The following is a 244-nucleotide window of genomic DNA, read 5'->3' on the forward strand; positions in this document are numbered from 1 at the left end:
TTGCTCATTGGGCGAGGTTGAGTTCTGCTTCGGTACTTGTTGAGAGCCGTATGACGTGAGAGCGTCACGTACGGTTCGGAGAGCGGCTCCGGGTGCAACTCCCGGGGCCGACTCACCATGGCCAGGGCGCATGTCTGTTCACGAAGCGGTTGGAGCGCGGCCGCTTTTTGTGGCCATCGCTGGCGGACGGCGTTGTGACGATCAGCGTTGCGCAACTATCCTATCTCCTGTCCGGAATTGACTG

General features: G+C 60.2%; 1 protein-coding gene. It reads left to right on the forward strand.

What is annotated here, in order from left to right; genetic code table 11:
• Nucleotides 1–92: 92 nt before the first annotated feature.
• A partial coding sequence (gene tnpB / locus I6F38_RS43700) for an IS66 family insertion sequence element accessory protein TnpB (protein WP_346657181.1) occupies nt 93–244 on the forward strand: 152 nt, incomplete at its 3' end.

Origin of the sequence: Bradyrhizobium sp. BRP56, from assembly GCF_020194035.1 — a bacterium.
Lineage (GTDB): Bacteria > Pseudomonadota > Alphaproteobacteria > Rhizobiales > Xanthobacteraceae > Bradyrhizobium > Bradyrhizobium australafricanum.